The sequence below is a fragment of the Nostoc sp. genome (assembly GCF_036919895.1).
Classification (GTDB): Bacteria; Cyanobacteriota; Cyanobacteriia; order Cyanobacteriales; family Nostocaceae; genus Nostoc.
In genome coordinates this window covers 59,402-77,044 of record NZ_JBALBW010000049.1, presented here as the reverse complement: position 1 = coordinate 77,044, position 17,643 = coordinate 59,402, and the positions used below count along the sequence as shown (strand labels likewise).

Annotated in this window: 14 protein-coding genes; 6 read left to right on the top strand and 8 right to left on the bottom strand. The window is 40.7% G+C overall.

Translation table 11 applies throughout. From position 1 onward, the window contains the following. Nucleotides 1-234: 234 nt before the first annotated feature. Entirely contained in the window at nt 235-2,661 is a 2,427-nt protein-coding gene (locus V7K55_RS08765) for a hybrid sensor histidine kinase/response regulator (RefSeq protein WP_334830208.1), read from the top strand. Beyond that, nucleotides 2,658-3,953, top strand: coding sequence for a hybrid sensor histidine kinase/response regulator (locus V7K55_RS08760; protein WP_334830206.1), 1,296 nt, complete (start codon nt 2,658-2,660; stop codon nt 3,951-3,953). Before V7K55_RS08765 ends, V7K55_RS08760 begins: the two co-directional genes overlap by 4 nt. 65 nt (nt 3,954-4,018) lie before the next feature. On the opposite strand, the gene V7K55_RS08755 is transcribed toward V7K55_RS08760, so the two are convergent. From V7K55_RS08755 to V7K55_RS08740, 4 genes are all read right to left on the bottom strand, one after another. Continuing rightward, a complete protein-coding gene (locus V7K55_RS08755; RefSeq protein ID WP_334830204.1) occupies nt 4,019-5,785 on the bottom strand; it encodes a serine/threonine-protein kinase in 1,767 nt (588 codons plus the stop codon). Nucleotides 5,786-6,104: 319 nt separating this feature from the next. Beyond that, nucleotides 6,105-6,476 carry a type II toxin-antitoxin system VapC family toxin gene (locus V7K55_RS08750; protein WP_334830202.1) on the bottom strand — a complete coding sequence of 124 codons (372 nt, stop codon included), beginning with the start codon at nt 6,474-6,476 and terminating at the stop codon, nt 6,105-6,107. Beyond that, nucleotides 6,476-6,712: a hypothetical protein gene (locus V7K55_RS08745; protein WP_334830200.1), complete on the bottom strand. Its 237-nt coding sequence runs from the start codon at nt 6,710-6,712 to the stop codon at nt 6,476-6,478. The genes V7K55_RS08750 and V7K55_RS08745 overlap by 1 nt, the downstream gene beginning before the upstream one ends. Before the next feature lie 104 nt (nt 6,713-6,816). Continuing rightward, a complete protein-coding gene (locus tag V7K55_RS08740; protein ID WP_334830198.1) occupies nt 6,817-8,370 on the bottom strand; it encodes a YcjF family protein in 1,554 nt (517 codons plus the stop codon). 474 nt (nt 8,371-8,844) lie between these two features. Between V7K55_RS08740 and V7K55_RS08735 the strand changes: the two genes are divergently transcribed. Both V7K55_RS08735 and V7K55_RS08730 read left to right on the top strand, forming a co-directional pair. Further along, on the top strand, nt 8,845-9,366 hold the full coding sequence (locus V7K55_RS08735; RefSeq protein ID WP_334830196.1) for a DUF937 domain-containing protein: 522 nt from the start codon (nt 8,845-8,847) through the stop codon (nt 9,364-9,366). 115 nt (nt 9,367-9,481) lie between these two features. Next, nucleotides 9,482-10,057 (top strand): pyridoxamine 5'-phosphate oxidase family protein, encoded by a 576-nt coding sequence (locus tag V7K55_RS08730; RefSeq protein WP_334830194.1) that lies wholly within the window; start codon nt 9,482-9,484, stop codon nt 10,055-10,057. Nucleotides 10,058-10,066: 9 nt separating this feature from the next. Here V7K55_RS08730 and V7K55_RS08725 read toward each other — a convergent pair whose 3' ends face one another. The 3 genes from V7K55_RS08725 to V7K55_RS08715 all read right to left on the bottom strand — a co-directional run bounded on the left by V7K55_RS08725 (nt 10,067) and on the right by V7K55_RS08715 (nt 11,100). Then, on the bottom strand, nt 10,067-10,243 hold the full coding sequence (locus V7K55_RS08725) for a hypothetical protein (protein WP_334830192.1): 177 nt from the start codon (nt 10,241-10,243) through the stop codon (nt 10,067-10,069). Between the two features lie 138 nt (nt 10,244-10,381). Next, the gene (arfB, locus tag V7K55_RS08720; protein ID WP_334830190.1) at nt 10,382-10,798 is read right to left on the bottom strand and encodes an alternative ribosome rescue aminoacyl-tRNA hydrolase ArfB; all 417 of its coding nucleotides are present in this window, start codon (nt 10,796-10,798) and stop codon (nt 10,382-10,384) included. A 47-nt stretch (nt 10,799-10,845) separates the two neighbouring features. Then, a complete protein-coding gene (locus V7K55_RS08715) occupies nt 10,846-11,100 on the bottom strand; it encodes an RNA-binding S4 domain-containing protein (protein WP_094330109.1) in 255 nt (84 codons plus the stop codon). 197 nt (nt 11,101-11,297) lie between these two features. Here V7K55_RS08715 and dpdE point away from each other — a divergent pair, with 197 nt between their 5' ends. Beyond that, nucleotides 11,298-14,609 carry a protein DpdE gene (gene dpdE, locus V7K55_RS08710; protein WP_334830187.1) on the top strand — a complete coding sequence of 1,104 codons (3,312 nt, stop codon included), beginning with the start codon at nt 11,298-11,300 and terminating at the stop codon, nt 14,607-14,609. 451 nt (nt 14,610-15,060) lie between these two features. Here the strand turns inward: dpdE and V7K55_RS08705 are convergent, their stop codons facing one another. Then, nucleotides 15,061-16,434 (bottom strand): DUF2252 domain-containing protein, encoded by a 1,374-nt coding sequence (locus tag V7K55_RS08705; protein ID WP_334830185.1) that lies wholly within the window; start codon nt 16,432-16,434, stop codon nt 15,061-15,063. Nucleotides 16,435-16,616: 182 nt separating this feature from the next. Between V7K55_RS08705 and V7K55_RS08700 the strand changes: the two genes are divergently transcribed. Beyond that, entirely contained in the window at nt 16,617-17,297 is a 681-nt protein-coding gene (locus V7K55_RS08700) for a RibD family protein (protein WP_334830183.1), read from the top strand. Nucleotides 17,298-17,643 lie beyond the last annotated feature (346 nt).

Sequence of the window (17,643 nt, the reverse complement as noted above, 5' to 3'; positions counted from 1 at the left end):
TAACGCAATTCGTAATTCGTAATTACGAATTGTTACCAACACTTAATCAGAAGCAATAACTAGAATTTTAGTTGATTTTAAAGAATATCTTGAGATAAAAACTTATAATTCGTGGCATTCCTATAAATTTATTGTTTATTTTACCAAAAGCTGTGAGCATCGGTAATTTCTTGGGCAATCTAAAGATAACCTAGAATTTCTTTTTACCGAACTATGCGATTAAGGAGTTAACCCTTGATACGAGCAAACTCCAGCGTATCTGTAGCTAACAGAGGAAATCAACCCTCGCGAAATTTGCTGATTCGATTTATTCTTGGCGGCACTACCCTTGTAGTTAGCATTTCGGCTTATTTCAGCTATCAAGCCGCTAGAAATATGATGCTCAAAGATTTGAGACATAGCGCTTTTTTAGAGGTACAGAGAGGGGGTGATGAAATTGAGGAGTGGCTACATGTTCGCCAAGTGGAGGTACAAACCCTGGCTAATACTTCAACTGTACGCTCCTTAAACTGGCCTGTGGCAGAACCGTATTTAAAAGCAGAAGTCAAGCGGATCAATGAATTTTTCCTTTTCCAAATAGCTAACCCTGATGCTTCATATTCCAATACAAAAGTTGGTCGAACAAATAAAAATATTCGGGATCGAGACTACTTTAAAAAGGCAATTGCGGGAAAGAGCAACATTTCTGATCCCTTTATTAGCCGTTCTACAGGAATTCCTTTAATTGCGATCTCTACCCCGATTTGGTCAAACTCTGCTAGCAGTAGTTCACCAATCGGGGCCTTCCAGGGCAATGTGAGAGTCGATCGCATTACAGAGGTTGTTAACTCCCTGCAATACGGTACGAACAGCTATGCTTTTGCCCTCAATTCTCAAGGACAAGCGATCGCTCATCCTAACTCAGCGTTGATGTCAACCCTAGAAAAACCTGCACCCAGCTTGCTGAAAATGAGCGATCGCAATTTAAATGCGATCGCCCGGAGGATGGTAAACAAACAGCAGGGAATTGAGTTAATGGAAATTGACGGCACTAAAAAGTATGTGGCTTATCTGCCGTTGCAAGCCGCTAATTGGTCTGTAGCTTTGGTAATTCCCCGTCAAAATATCGAATCTCGATTGCAATTCCTCGATGCGATCGCCTTAATTGTTGGTGGATTAACTGTCACCATGATTACCGTCTTGTGGCAAGTGCAAGCATTTGAACAACGCGAACTAAAAAAATCTAAAACTGCGGCGGATACAGCCAACCACGCTAAAAGTGAATTTTTAGCCAACATGAGTCATGAACTGCGAACACCTTTAAATGGCATTCTCGGTTGTGCCCAAATTTTGCTGCGTTCCCCAGCTTTACCGAATCAAGAGCAATATCACGTCAATATTATTGAACAATGCGGCTCTCATCTGTTGACTTTAATTAATGATATTTTGGATCTCTCCAAAATTGAAGCGAAAAAGCTAGAACTGCATCCTGATGATGTGCATTTCCCCTCCTTTCTCCAAGGAATTGTCGAAATATGCCACATTCGGGCAAAACAAAAGGGCATTTTGTTTGTCTATAAACCCGCGCTCGACTTGCCTACAGGGGTTCATATTGATGTCAAAAGATTACGTCAAGTACTATTAAATCTGCTGGGAAATGCCATCAAATTTACAGATCAAGGTCAGGTTACTTTCAATATTGAAGTCATCGTTCGACCTCCCAGTGATGGACAGACGCTGAAACATCGCCTTCGCTTTACCGTAGAAGATACGGGAATTGGTATAACTCCCGCAGAATTGAGCAAAATTTTCTTGCCATTTGAACAAGTAGGTGAGAAAAAGCGCCAAGCTGAAGGCACTGGTCTGGGTTTAGCGATTACTCGGCAGTTAGTAGAGATGATGGGTAGCGATATCCATGTTCAGAGTCAGATTGGTCAGGGGAGTAGCTTCTGGTTTGAATTGGAGATTTCCGAAGCGACCGACTGGGTACAATCTGCGATGACTACATCAGACAAACAAATCATTGGCTTTGAGGGTAGCGCCTACACCATCCTGATGGTTGACGATCGCTGGGAGAATCGCACAGTGATTACAAACTTACTGCAACCACTGGGTTTTAATGTCGTTGAAGCCAGCAACGGTAAAGAAGGTTTAGAAAAAGCGATCGCTCTCAAGCCGGACTTAATCATCACAGATTTGCTGATGCCAGAAATGGATGGCTTTGAATTAATTAAACACCTGCGTCAGACTCCAGAAATTCAGGATGTATTGATTATTGTTTCTTCTGCTAGTGTTTTTGAAGCCGACCAAAATCGCAGTCTGCAAGCTGGAGGTAATGCCTTTTTAACCAAACCTATACAAGTAGATGAATTATTGCATCAACTACAACAATACTTAAATTTGGTATGGATTTACAGGCAATCTCAGCCGGATGGGGAAAAAGCTAAAGAAGCAACAATAGTAACTGCTCAATTAAGCCCTCCTTCCCCCCAAGTGTTGCAAGAAATAGTCACCTTAGCCACTAAAGGTAACTTCAACGCCATTCTCAAGTGGGCCGACCAACTTGAGGAAACAGACATAATCTTTGCACCGTTTGCTAACGAACTACGGCAACTAGCAAGGCAATTTGATGAAGATTTAATTCTAAGTTTTTTGACTAAATATGTAGTAGAAAAAGTATGAAAACACTTATTGAGAACCAAAACAATTCTATTAATTACGCTCCTTCTAGAGGAATTATTTTAGTCGTTGACGATAACCCTGCAAATTTACAAGTTTTATCCAGTTTTCTGGATCAATCTAGCTTTGAAGTTTGGGCAGCCCGCAGTGGAGAAAAAGCCCTTCAGCGATTAGAAAATGATGATTTACCTGATTTAATCTTGCTGGATGTGATGATGCCGGGTATAGATGGTTTTGAAACCTGTAAACAGCTAAAAAGCAATCCTCGCGTCCAAGATATTCCAGTCATTTTTATGACAGCCCTTTCAGAAACGGCTGATAAAGTCAAAGGTTTGCAATTGGGGGCTGTAGACTACATTACCAAACCTTTTCAGCATGAAGAAGTCTTAGTGCGGATTGAAAATCACCTCAAGCTGAGAAATTTGACGAAAACCTTGATTGCTAAAAACGCCGAATTACAACAGACTCAAGCTCAACTTATTCAAGCCGAAAAGGTAGCAGCATTAGGGCAACTGACAGCCGGAATTGCTCATGAAGTTAATAATCCCATCAATTTTATAGCTGGTAACTTGAATTTTGTTGAAAAGTATGTACAAGAGGTAGTTAGTTTACTAAACCTCTATCAAAAATATCTGCCCGAACCCCCAGATGAACTTCAAACTGCAATTGAAAAAAGCGATCTGGAATTTTTGTTAGGTGATTTGTCTAAAATTATTCAATCAATGCAACTTGGTACAGATCGCGTCACAGAAATTGTGTCATATTTGAACAACTTCTCGCGCCATAGAGAAGCTGGTAAGAAACTAGCTAACTTGCATGAAGGGTTAGAAAGTACATTACTCATTCTTGGACATCGCTTTAAACGAAATGCTCATCACCCAGCTATCCAATTAATTAAAGAATATGGAGATTTGCCACTTGTTGAGTGTTTACCCGGCGAAATTAATCAGGTTTTTATGAATTTAATTTGTAATGCAATCGATGCAGTTGAAGAATCATATAAAACTAAAGATATTGATACAATTTGTCAATATCCTGGTATGATTAAAATTAAAACTGAGGCAATTGGAGAGCAAGTTATTTTAAGAGTTGCCGACAATGGTTCAGGTATAGAAAACGCAGATAAAATAAAAATATTTGATGCCTTTTACACAACAAAACCCGTCGGTAAAGGGACAGGGCTTGGTCTATCGATTGCTTACCAAATTGTGGTTAATAATCATCATGGCAATATTACATACCATTCCCAACCTGGTGAAGGTATAGAGTTTATCGTTGAACTACCTATCCGATAAATGAGAATTTGCAAACTAAAAAATTGATGTATATAACAAGTTTATACATCTAACAATTACTATTACTACCGAATATTAACTTCTTGCAGGTAATTTCCTACCTGAAGATATTCAATTTTATTAGCTGACTTTTTAGAGATAAATGAATTTGTTCTTTTTGCAGAAGCTACCTTTTGATTGTCAGCTAGCAGACGTTGCTTTTGAGTATACTCATTTAATTTGACTTGAGCTTGAGCATAAACTAGAGTGTCTTGAGGAATGTTTCGCAGAAATTTTAGAGCAAGTTCGAAATCACCAATTGATGCTTTTTTGTAAGCATTTTGTAAAAAGTAAGCTGCTCTAATCTGGCGCTTTCGGTTGTACTCAGCCAATTTTTCTTGAACTAAAGCACCCGCACGACTTTCTTTAGGAATTTGCCGCAGATATTGTAATGCACTAGAAAAATCTTTTATCTGGGCACTTTCGTAAGCTTTTGCTAACAAATCTTGTGTCTGTGCTTCAATATTGATGTATGCTTTCTGAACTAGTTTATCTGTTTTAGATTGCCAATACGAAATATTTGGAATTTGAGAAACAGCATCAAGAACATCTGACCATCGGCTCTCATGAAAAGCTAGTTGAGCCATTTGATATTGTTGGGCAGCAATTTGCCATTGCCCTTGCCATTCTTCAATTGTGGCTTGCGCTTCTGGATAAACATTGCTGTGGGAGGGAATTGATTTAGCAAGTGCGATCGCTTCTTGCAAATCCCCAGCTTGATATTCTTGTGTGGCTTTAGATAAAGTTTCTGTTTCTGAGTATGCAGGAGAAGTATTAATTAAAGAATATACACCAAATCCCATCAACAAAGAATTAGCCGCCAGTCCGACTTTCATTCCTGTGAATAACGGAGATAATTTGCCGGATGTCGGATTATTATCTTCAATCGCCGCTTCTAGGAAAAATTGATTGTCTGCTTCTAATGTTTCTGGTGGCTGAGTTTCCCATACTATTTGTTTCAGTACTTGCAACACCTCAGCCGCAGACTGGAAGCGGTTTTGAGAATCGTAGCGGATCATTTGGCTGAGAACAGCAGCTAGATAATCGTTAACTGGCGTGTTTTGAGAACGCCAAAAAATTTCATTAGTACAAGGATCGACTTTTAATTGCAGTGGTTCTAACCCAGTTAAAGCCTGGATAGCAATCATACCTAGAGCATAAATATCGCTGTTGGGCTGGGTTTGACCAATAAATTGCTCTGGTGGTATGTATCCCAATGAGGTGACGGGAATTCTATAAATTGGCAATTCTGCACCGATGCCAAAATCAATAGACTGGATTGAGCCAAAGTCAATCAAAACTAACTTGCGTAGGGCATCGCTATTACGTCTAATCAAGTTTTCCGGTTTGATGTCACAATGGATTACGCCTTGAGAGTGAACAAATTCTAGAATACCTAAGACATCGATCAGGAATTCTACAACTTCTTTTTCATTCCACAGACACCCCCACTCTTGCTCAATGGGCAATTCCGCAGTCAGTGCATATCCTTCAATTAGCTCTTGCACTAAATAAAACTGGTTGTTTTCTTCAAAACAGGCGATAAATTTAGGAATTTGTGGATGGCTTCCCAGAAGCTTGAGGGTTTCAGTTTCAGTTAGAAACATTAGCCTCAGCATCTCTAAGTAGCCAGGTTCGCAACTGCTAACTTTAATCTGCTTAACAACGCATTTGGGATTCTCTGGATAATCTACGTCTACAGCAATGTATGTTTGTCCAAATACCCCTGCACCGAGGCTTCGGACAATTTGGTAACGCCCTTGTAGTAATTTACCGATTATGTGGTTGGTCATGACCTGGTTACTCAGTAAGTCCTTATTATTTAGTTTTTCTGACATTACCTCCTGTTTCCGGAATGCTTTAGAAATAAATTAACGGAGTTTTGATACCTTAAATACAAGTTTATTTGTTTAAGTATTTTTGCGTAAATAAATATAATTTTTTATTACAATTTGTATTGTTATTAAAAAATTGACCTAGATACATCTAACTGTTAGCAATTATCAAAGTTAATTTCAGGAAAAGTTAGCTAAAATTGCATTATTTAAATCAACAGTATATTCGGCTGGCGATCGCCATGTTTTTACCAAATAATACTTATTCCAGATGATACTATTTTGCATCTCGACTAATCAAAGGTAAACCCATATACTTTGCTGTTGCAGCAATAATTCTATCAGGCATATCTGGAACAATATCACGTGGTATCGTAGATAATACATCAACAATTTCAGTTGTTAAATTAACTAAAGCTAATCCACTACTTTCATTAGCTAATGCAGTATCTAGCAGATATCTCATATCTGCTGATATTCGTCTTCTTTCTTGCAAATAAACTATTTCGACTAAACAAATTGTTGGTATATATATTATAATTTCACCCCTATCGCATTTGTCAAATGCTTCGTTGGCACGAACACTAAGGTTAGGACTATCCTCTAAGTACCAAATCAGCGCATGAGTATCTGTTACCAAGTCAGACATTAAACATCCTCACGTGGGAAGTTTTTCCAAACTTGTTGCCGCATTTGTACAATATCTGATTCAGAAACATTACTACCTCGCCACAATCCTCGCAAGGAATTGCGCGGTTTCGACTGAATATTTGTTAATTCGCGTTCAATTTGAGGTGTAATTTGCCCAATTAAGCGGATTTTATCTATCAATGAAAGCTGTTTTATTAACTCTAATGCGTCCTCAAGAGTTACTGTTTGATGCATTGTTATTTTCTATTGATTATTGTCGATATGCTAGCACACTTAAAAGTGTATAGTAATTAGATTATATAAGACAAGTAAGCATATTTTTTTAAATTCTTAATTATTTAATTATTGATTTCTTCATCTTCCTCAACTACTTCAGTTTTATCTTGTAACGGCTTCACCACTCGCGCGATCGCTTCTTGAATAAAAGCTTTAATAAATTCATCTCTGCGATTAATCTGAAACTGTTTCTGCACAACTTCCGTCATTCCACCGTCGCCCCAGTCTTGATCGTGACGAAAATATTCAATAAAACTTTTACCAGCAATTCGCGTTAAATAAGCTGCTGTTACGCCTTGAATCGCCCTACCAATCAGAAAGGTAGCAACATTAAGTTGCAACGCTGTAGATAATAACTGAATCGCTCCTTTAACAATGCCCAAACTGGCAATAGTTTTCGCTAAAGAAAGGGCTAACTCTCGTCCCCGTTCCATATTCAATTCACAGCCGTAGACTCTGCCAATTTCCACAACCATTTGAGCGTTGACTGCGGCTGTCGCTAATAAATCCACAACTGGTATGGGCGTAACTGAGACTACACCAGCACCAATCCACTGAAAGCGTTCTACGATTTTGTCAGCTTGACGGCGACGCTGACTATCGATGAGTTTTCGCGCCTCGTCTCCCAATCGCAGAGATTGCAAAAGAATGTTATCTGCTACCAAATCTTCACCTTCGGCGCGTAAAACAGCAGCTGTGCGCCGCAGTAAAGGGACAATATCGGGTTCTGGCTGGTAGGTTTCGCCAGTTTCTAGTTGTGCAGATTGAGGATTAGCTGCGATCGCTACCACATCACTAGTAGCAATAAATCCCCGTACCCGTTGACGCAATCTTGCAAGGATGGCTTCTTTATCTTCATCTGTATATAGATCAGTTTTATTAAGCACCAAAAGCGATCGCTTGCCAATTTCTGCTAATCCCCGCAACGGCTCATATTCTGAGCGTCGTAAGTCATTATCCACCACAAATAACAGTAAATCTGCTTCCGTCGCCAGTTCTCGCGCCATTTGTTCCCGTTCCGTTCCCGCCACCCCCGCTTCTAAAATCCCTGGTGTATCTGTAATTAAAATCTTCCGTTCTAATCCCTTCAACCGCAGACAATAGGTTTCTCCAACCTGGGTTGTACCCATCGGTGCATCCACTTGACCTACCATGCGTCCCATAATTGCATTAACTAGAGAAGTTTTGCCAGCACTCCCCGTACCAAATACCACTACTTGAATTTCACCCCGGGCTAAGTTCGCTTCAATCTCGCGCGATCGGCTTAATAAAGCTTGACGTGTGACTTCATCTTGAATTTGCGCTACCTGTTGGCGCACAGCTTGGAGAGTTGTAGAAGCAGCGTCAGATTTAGCCGCAGGAATTTGCGCCGCAGTGACTCGCTTGGGGTTGCGACGCGATCGCTTTTCCCCAGATTGAATTACCAATACATAATAGACAAAAGCGGCAACCAAGGCTCCGATAAGGACAATCAGCAGCAACAGCAGCAAATTGCCAAGCAACGGCGAATAGGACAATTGCCAATAGAGGCGCGATAGGGAATCAATTAGCCATAGGGCTAGCCCCAAAATGACGATCAGACCAACAATTAGCGTTACTATGCGCGACAGAGGCATGGCTGGGAAAGATTAGTGGGTATTCAGTAGGCAGATGCTTCTGATCTTAATAGTTTCAGGATTTTTTGAGATCAAGTTCAGATTGTTATATCTCAGTAGACAGATACTTCTTATCTGGGAGCAATGGGAAAATGTGAGATCGAATTTTATCTCTCAATTACCAGGGCTTATTCTCAATAAAGCGAGGTCGAAGTTCCCTGTTTTTGCCTTTTCTAAGTAGCGATCGTCAAGAATTTAGAAAGCATAATACTACTGTAGGGTACAGAATTTGCCATTGCTTTGCCCACCACAAGTATCACTTTACCGATTTGTCATCCTTAAGCTATTAGCTTTCCAAAGTTAATTTTTTCATAATAATTAACAGCAAGTATCAGCTTGCGTGTTTAAATCTTTTAGTGGACTGACGAAAGTTTGCCTACATCAAATACTTCAAGCCAGTTTTGGCAAGCTTTTTGAGAATAAAGGGAGAAATTTATGGGACTTTTCGATCAAATTCTTGGGGCCGTTGCTAATCCCAATCAACAGGGCAGCTTAGGGCAACTGGGAGGAATTATTAACACTGTACAACAGTTGAGCCAACAGACTGGTGCAGACCCTTCTACCATTCAATCAGTCTTGTCAATTGTCGGTGGTCAAGTGCGTTCTGCTTTACAAGACAAGCAAGCTACAGACGGAAATGAAGCCGCACAAAGTTTAGTGAATCAATATGCTGGAACTTCAGCTAATCCCCAAGCAGTCGATTCGCTGTTTTCTCCTGAAATACAACAGCAAGTAGCTGAGGTTGCTGCCCAGCGCACCGGATTGGATGCTGGTATAGTTCAACAATTGCTACCTTTAGCAGTACCTTTAGTGCTGAATTTCTTACAATCAGGCGCAAATGCTCAAAATCCCCAAGCTGGTGGTAATCCTGTACTAAATTCCTTTCTGGATGCTGACGGCGATGGTGATGTTGATATCGCTGATGCCATCCAAATGGCAAGTCGGTATATGAGATAGTAATATTTTTCCCAACTCCCCACTTCTTTAGACTGAGCAATTGGCTCTCGCTAGATATTTAGCTAAGACATAGGCTGAGAAGATGGGGAATTTACAAATATAAATCAGACAGTCTATGGCTAAAGTTTTTGACTGTATTACTGACGAACAGCAAGAGTTTATTGCAGCCCAACATCTTTTCTTTGTTGGCTCTGCACCCTTGAGTCCTACGGGTCATGTTAACCTATCTCCTAAAGGTTTAGGATGCTTTCGCGTCCTCTCTCCCAGCCGAGTAGGTTATTTAGACCTTACAGGCAGTGGTAACGAAACCTCAGCCCATTTGCAAGAAAATGGGCGGATAACCTTCATGTTTTGCGCCTTTGAAGAACCTGCGTGTATCCTCCGTCTTTACGGTCAAGGAAACACCATTTTACCGAGTTCTCCAGATTGGGACTCTCTATATTCTTTGTTTGTGCCGATGCCTGGAACTCGTCAAATTATCGTCGCCGACATTGAAAAAATACAGACTTCCTGTGGTTTTGGCGTACCACTCTATGAATATCAAGGTGAGCGCCAGACTTTAGTAAACTGGGCTAGCAAAAAAGGTGAAGAGGGAGTTAGAGAATATCAACAGAAGAAAAATCTTGTCAGTATTGACGGTTTAGCTACACCCCTGAGTCAATTACCCTCTAAATTGCCTCAAAACCCATAGCTTTATACTTCATGACCCTTTTGTGTTGGTGTCACCACCAATTATTACTTGGAACAAGTTCCCTAGTAAAGAGAAAAATGCTGCAACTACCACTATCAGCATTAAACTAGCGAGGGCAGCAAAGGGAGAAATGATGAATAAGAGTAAGAGCGCAAGCATCAAAATCGTTAGTAATGTCTTATTCATCTTTTTCACCTTTAATAATTGCTACTCTCAAGCTAACCAACTAAGCCATGAACTTTACCACAGTCAATAGAAGGAATTAGTCTTAATTCTCTGGTAAGATTTTGCAACAAAATTGAGTGCAAAAGTCTAATTGATAAATCAATAATCTGTCACTTCCCCTCTATTAGACTTAACCTGTCCGTGTTTAGTTTTGTAGTCAAGGCGCTTTCTTTGAGAACTGCGAGTTGGTTTGGTGGGTTTGCGTTTTATCGTTACGACAACTGCGCTTTGAATCAGTTCTTGAAGTCGTTTCAAAGCTGACTCCCGATTGTTTTCTTGGCTTCGGTGTTCTTGTGCTTTAATTACAACAACTCCATCCTGATTGATGCGTCGATCGTTCAGCTTTAAAAGCTGTTCTTTATAATAATCCGGTAATGATGAAGCAACAATATTGAAGCGCAAGTGAATCGCAGTTGAAACCTTATTGACATTTTGGCCTCCTGCTCCTTGGGAGCGAATCGCACTAATTTCAATCTCACTCTGTGGGATGGTAACTTTATTGGAAATTTGTAGCATTACTCAGAAGGCAAAAGAGAAACTTTTCAATTTGGGATAAAAATCCTTTACTCAGTTTGTTCAGGAAAATCTATCACTAGGTGTTGGTCTTCATTGTTATCCAAATTCACCTCTAAAGTTTTTCCTTCTATTGTCACTTTATCACCCGGTACTAGTCGCCGCCCTCGTCGGGTTTCCAGCATCCCGTTTACTTGGACATCACCACCTTGAATCATCAGCTTGGCTTGTCCTCCAGTTGGCACTATGCCCATCAACTTTAAATATTGATTTAACTTAATTGTGTTGTCTCGGATTTTCTTCATAGTCAATAAAGGTACACGATCTTAATTCTATCGGCGTTAGCGAGTATTCGTTCGCTTTTAGCGTCTCGTAGACATCGCCATAATAAAAACTGTAATGCCAGTTTATTATCTATAATGTTGATCGACAAAATTTCCAGATATTTAGGTGAACAAACTAGTCTGGAAAGTTCTTTTAGTGTGTTCAGGGGACTGGATCTATGATTAAGCTCGGTTTATTGGTACAGTCCCAGAATAACTCTTTGGGTATCGGAAAAATTACGGAAATCTCTGATGCCAATGCAAATGTTGAATATTTCTGCTCAATAGGGCAACGTCTTCAAAAAACTTTACCTTTAAGTTCGCTATCTGAGGTCAGGCTTGAACCCCAGGCTCGATGCTATATTAAGTACCAAACTCAGGATAAATGGATAGTTGGGAGAGTTTTCATTTGGGATGAAGATACAGAAATGTATCAAATTGATTTACCAGATAAGAAAACTGCGATCGCTACTGAAGAAGATATTTACGTTCGTTGTAATCTGCCAAACACAGACCCCATCGAAACTCTAGCGATGAAGGGTCACGAAACGCCTTACTTCCACGATAAAAGATTGGCTTTCGTCAAATCCTTGATTAAGCAACGCGCTGTCAGTCGCGGGATGACGGGATTGATTTCGGCAAATATTAATCTTTATCCTCACCAAGTTGAAGTAGTTAGGCGGGTACTGGAAGACCCAATTCAGCGTTACTTGTTGGCAGACGAGGTGGGACTCGGAAAAACCATCGAAGCGGGTGCGATTCTGCGTCAATTCCTCTTAGATGAGCCAAAAAGAGGAGCGGTGGTATTAGTTCCACAATATTTGCTCAAACAATGGCGAACTGAGTTAGAAAACAAGTTCTACATCTCCCATTTTGGCAAACGGGTAGCGGTGCTGGCGGTTGAAGATATCCATAAAATCAACCTGAAAGCGAGGATAGGCTGCTTAATTTTAGATGAAGCTCATCATATCGCAGCAATGGCAACCTCAAAGGATGCGACAGTACGCCAGCGTTTTCAGACTTGCAAAGAACTTGCTCATAAGAGCGATCGCTTACTTTTATTATCTGCTACTCCTGTTCTCAATCACGAGCAAGATTTTCTGGCAATGTTGCACTTGCTCGACCCAACAACCTATAAAATTGGTGATTTAGCAGGTTTCCGCGCCAAAGTTGAAAGCCGTCAGGAAATCGGTAGACTTCTGCTTTCTTTTAAAGAAGGTGCAGAACCTGCTGTACTCAAAAGCAACTTGCAGCAACTACGAACCCTCTTAGCTGAGGATGAGTATTTATTGAAGCTGGCGGATGATTTAGAAAATTGTTTAAAAGCCAATTCTACCGAGCAAGATCAAATCGTTCAAGCGATTCGCACCCACGTTAGTGATATCTATCGACTACACCGCCGAATGCTTCGCAACCGTCGCGCGGCGGTAGAAGATGTGATATTTGACCGCAACTTTACGCCGAAAGAAGAGTATGATTTAGACGAGCGATCGCCTGATATCCACGAACTCCTCAATCAATGGCGGAGTGTTGCTCCTGATGAAAAGCCATATCAGCGAATTTTTCTGGTGTTATTCTTAGCTGCTGGGACTTGGTTAGGGATTTTAGAGCAGGTAATTACCGCTCGGTTAACTGGTAAGCCTCATGCTAAACTCATCCAGGAGTTTAAAGAAGATGATATTCGCCTATTAACTACAACCCCCAAATTTTCAGGGGAAGAAGAGATTCTGCAATCCTTCCTTAAAATTATTCTTCAACCCCAAGAGGACGGAGGACGGACGGAAACTTTGAAAACAGTAGTGCTGAATCAGCTAGGTACATACTTTAAAATTCCTGCAAACGTTCGGAAGAATCAAAAAGAATTCATCACGAGGATACAGCAGAGAATCAAGAGACCAATTTCTGGCGATATTCTGCCCAAATTTATTGTCTTTACCAGCTTTGGGCAGACTTGTGGCGAAATAGTCCGGTATTTATCTGATACCTTTGGTGCAGAGACAATAGCCAAACATCAATTTGGAGAATCACCAGACAAAGTTGAGGAAGGGTTAAGTAAATTCAGGAATAACCCAAACTGCTTTATTCTAGTATGCGATCGCTCTGGAGAAGAAGGACTTAACCTCCAATTTGCCGATTGGTTAATTCATTTTGACCTTCCTTGGTCGCCGAATCAATTAGAGCAAAGACTTGGTAGACTTGACCGCATTGGTAGCAAAATTGGAGTCCAATCTTGTGTTTTGATTGGCCCTTATTTGGAAGATAGCCCCCACAATGCTTGGTATCAAGTATTAAAAGATGGCTTTGGTATTTTCCAACAATCAATTGCCAGTTTGCAGTTTTATGTGGATGATAAACTTGCAGAATTAGAAATAGCTTTGTTTAAATCTGGTGCTGCTGGATTGTTAGAGATTATTCCACTAATTCAAGAGCAAATTGAAAACGAAATTGCCAAAATTAGCGAACAAAATGCTCTAGATGAAATTGACGCTAACGACGAAATTGCCACCGAGTATTTTCAAGAGCTAGATAATTACGATGCTTGTCATCTAGAAATGAAACGGGCAATTGAAGGCTGGATTTGTGAGGCGCTGGGATTCCGAGGACTCAATAACCCTGACTCATCAGATATGCGACGTTATCAACCCTCAACGCGGACATTGGTTCCCATAAATGATTTAAAAAACCGTTTTGCTGATAGTAACCTAGACAAATTTGGTACTTATAATCGCAGAGTGGCAAACCAGAGTCCTGGCATTAAACTCTTTCGAGTTGGGGAAGGATTTGTCGAAGCACTCTGGAACTACATTAACTGGGATGATAGAGGTGAAGCCTTTGCTCTGTGGCGCACTGATGCGTCTTGGGATGCTAAAGAAGGGAAAGAGTGGTTCGGTTTTCAGTGCAATTATGTAGTGGAGGCAAATTTAAGAATTGCCAAACAAGTTTTACTAGATAACAAACTAGATAGTTCTCAATTCAAACACTTGCAGCGACGTGTTGATGCTCTATTTGCGCCAATTATAGAAACTATCTATGTTAATGGTCGCAAAGAGCCAATAAAGGTTGTTGAAGACAAAGCTCTTTTAAGTATTCTGCAACGTCCATATAAAGATAAAAACAATAGTCAAGGACGAGATTACAATCTGGCAAAAGAGCGTTTAGGAATTATTGACGAATTTGTTGATCCTAGTAAATGGCAAAATTTCTGCTATCAAGTGCGGAATACTTCTTCAGAATTACTCTCAAATCGTCCAGATTTTATTGAATTGTGCCAAAGTTGTGCTAAAGTCGCCGAGAATAAATTAGCCAATCGAGTCGAACAATTACGCCTGCGTTTGAACCAACAAAGCTGGGATAATGCATTAGCTGAAGAATTGCAGATAGAAACTGCTTTAAATGCAGCCATCCTCGAAGGAATTCGCCAACCCCAGATTAGGCTTGATTCTGTCGGCTTTATTGTTGTATCGGGGCGATCGCTTATGCAATTTGAGTGATATCATTTATGTGTAGTTAAATAGCCTTAGTAAGTATACTAACCCTACCTCTTATAATATGAGGCAGGGTTTTTTAGAACTTGCAAACAAGAGCTTATATCGTCGCCAACGAGACGCTACGTGAAGGCTCAACACAAGTCTATTATTGAATGGAACCCATATTCTAGATTGTCTAGGTTCCTTGTACAACCAGTATTTTCGGCTTTGTTTGTACTTATTTATCATCCCATTGGTTGCGGTATTTGCCTTAAGAAATATAATGAATATGGGTCATGAGCCAGCGCTGTAGACGGGCTTCCCCACACTCACTTTTAGGAGTGTGGGGCTTCTGCTGTTTTAGCTAAATAAGTCGTGAAAATATCCGATTCCTCTCTCTGCGTTCTCTGCGCCTCTGCGGTTCGTTTATTTTTACAAATGATTTAGAACTGCTGCATTCAACAAGCATTGCATCTTAATACAATGTCACCCCCTGGTTATAAGCATTAACAAAACTCGTGTAGTCATACTCGACTTGAGTTGCATAGTCTACTGCAAAGTTAACGATTTCGTCTTTGAATACAGACTTGTTACCGCTCACAACATCAGTAACTTCTTTGTCAACACTTACAGAAACGATCGCAGCATCGTAGTCTTTATCAGAGATGGCATGGTTCTTCGCAACAACCTTCCCTGCATATCCCATCGCATCCATGAACTTTGACTTAGTAGTTAGTAACGTATAGTCAAAATCCACTTGGTAGGGTGATTTTTCATGCAGCATAAAAGGGATGCTACTGACCGTAGTATAGCCAACCAAGGGATCGGTATTGGAGAGCATCGCTTTCATGGCCATTGCTACCCGCGCCCCTTCTTGGTTTCCGTAAACTGAAGTTGGTAGCAAACCTGGAACAGCGATCGCAACTGCGCTACTACCTTCCTGCTTCATCTCCAAAATGCGATCGTCGTCGGTTGCTGAACTTGGGCCTTCAATCAGCAAGTAATATCGGTACTTACCAAGACTACCAGTGCCGGAACCTAATTTGAGCCGAATATCCTTGAGGGTGTAGTAACTATTGTTGTAGCGCTTACTACTAGAAATTGAAGCAATGTAGCTGCTCATAGCTCCAGCAATATCTGAATAGGTGCTGCTAGATACAGGCTGGAGTTCCGAGGTTGTCTGGAAAACTCGATTGTTACTGTTGTTTAGCTGAGTGTATTTAGTTAGCAAGCTAGAACGGCTCTTACCTGATGTATTTTGAATCAAATCTTTGACCACACCGTTCGTATTGCTGGATTCCAAACGATATGATAGTTCATCATTGGTTCCCTTAAAGTCGCTCATCTTATTCAGATAAGCATCCAAGAAATTCCGCACAATATCTTGAGCATCACTTGAGCTAAGACCATTCTCTTTAGCTGCTAGCAGAATGGAAACTGCCATGCGTCGCAAGTCCCAAACGTAGGGGCCAAGATAGCCTTCATCAAAATCAGTGGTGTCAAAAACGTTGTTATCATTGCCATCTCTCATTCCCCCAAGATTTTGCAGATGCATATCTCCTTCTAACCAGATAGCTGAGGTTGAAGAATTTACAAAACCTGAGTTTGGCAAAGCCTGAATATCACGATAAAAAATATGATCTGTTCCCCGATAAAAGGCGAAGGGGCTAGCTTTCATCTTTTGCATCTTCGTTGCCAGTTCTTGAGGCAATTGAGAAGCAAAGGGATGGTTGTATTGGTAAATTTCATTTTCCACCCAACTTGAACGAGGAGTTGCAGCTTGAGCAGGAGATGCCAACCCAAAAATTAAAATTAAGACAACTACAATTGCAGATATGTGTTTAGGCATGACAGTCTCTTAAGTGGAAAAAATTGACTCTTGCTAGACTCTTGCGTAGAGGCAATAATCCAACAACAATCCTTTTAGCACCTTGAGCTATAGCTTGAAAAGTGATTTAAAGCACAATGTAACAAGTATTCATGCCAAGGATTCAAAAGGGTAAAATCATAAAGAACCATCAGAACGCAATCATGTCAGCTATTCAAACGACTGTAGTTCTTGGAATGACGGCGGATGGAAAGATCAGCGCCGTAGATCCTCATGCACCCCGTGATTTCGATGCAGTTGATCTAGCACATTTGGAGTCTCAAGTCTCACTTGCCGATCTAATCCTGGTAGGAGCAGGGACAATTCGGACTGAAGGGGTAAGCTTTAAAATTAGCAATCCCGAACTGTTGGCAGCACGTGAGGTTCGGAATCAGTCTCCCCAGCCCATTACCTGCGTTGTCTCAGGTTCCCTTGATCTCTCGCTGGACTTGCCTTTTTGGAGTCAAGACATTAAGCGATGGATATTTACAACACGAACTGGTTTAGAGCGCAATTCTGATGCAACAACCTTGCAAAAACTGGCTGAATTAATTGATTTGGGAGATACAGACCTGGACTGGGATCGGGCCTACAGCTTGATTGCAGAGCGGGGTATTCATAAGGTTGTAGTTTTGGGAGGCGGCTCTTTAACAGCTGCTCTAGTAAAGGCTGGGAAAATTGACGACTGGTGGTTGACAATTTGGCCTGTCATTTTTGGAGGAAAAGATGCCCCTAGTCCAGTAGAGGGGGAGGGTTTTGTTCCCAAGGTTGCTCCTCATCTGCAACTTGTCGAAACTCGTCAGGTTGGAAGTGAATTGTTTTTACACTACCGCACACTCAAATAACAAAAAAGTGCCTTCCCAATTTGGGAGAGCGCTTTTTTATTTAGTTCATGCTTGAGAATTAACCGTTGATCGGTAAACCAAAAAGTTATTCTTGAAAGAGCGATCGTTAAAATACTTATATTTTTTTGATCCTTATTGATACACAATCTTTATATGTGGAGATGAAAAATCAAAAGTACAAAAATATTTAAAAAACAAGCTGTATCTCGCTAGCTGATAACCATTAATATCATGTCCGCTTGATTGCTTCTTAGACCCGAAGAACCCCACCCCGCCAAAGCTATGCTTTGTATCCCCTCCCCGCTTACGGGGAGGTTATTTTCTTATGGGTGATTTGCCGGACATG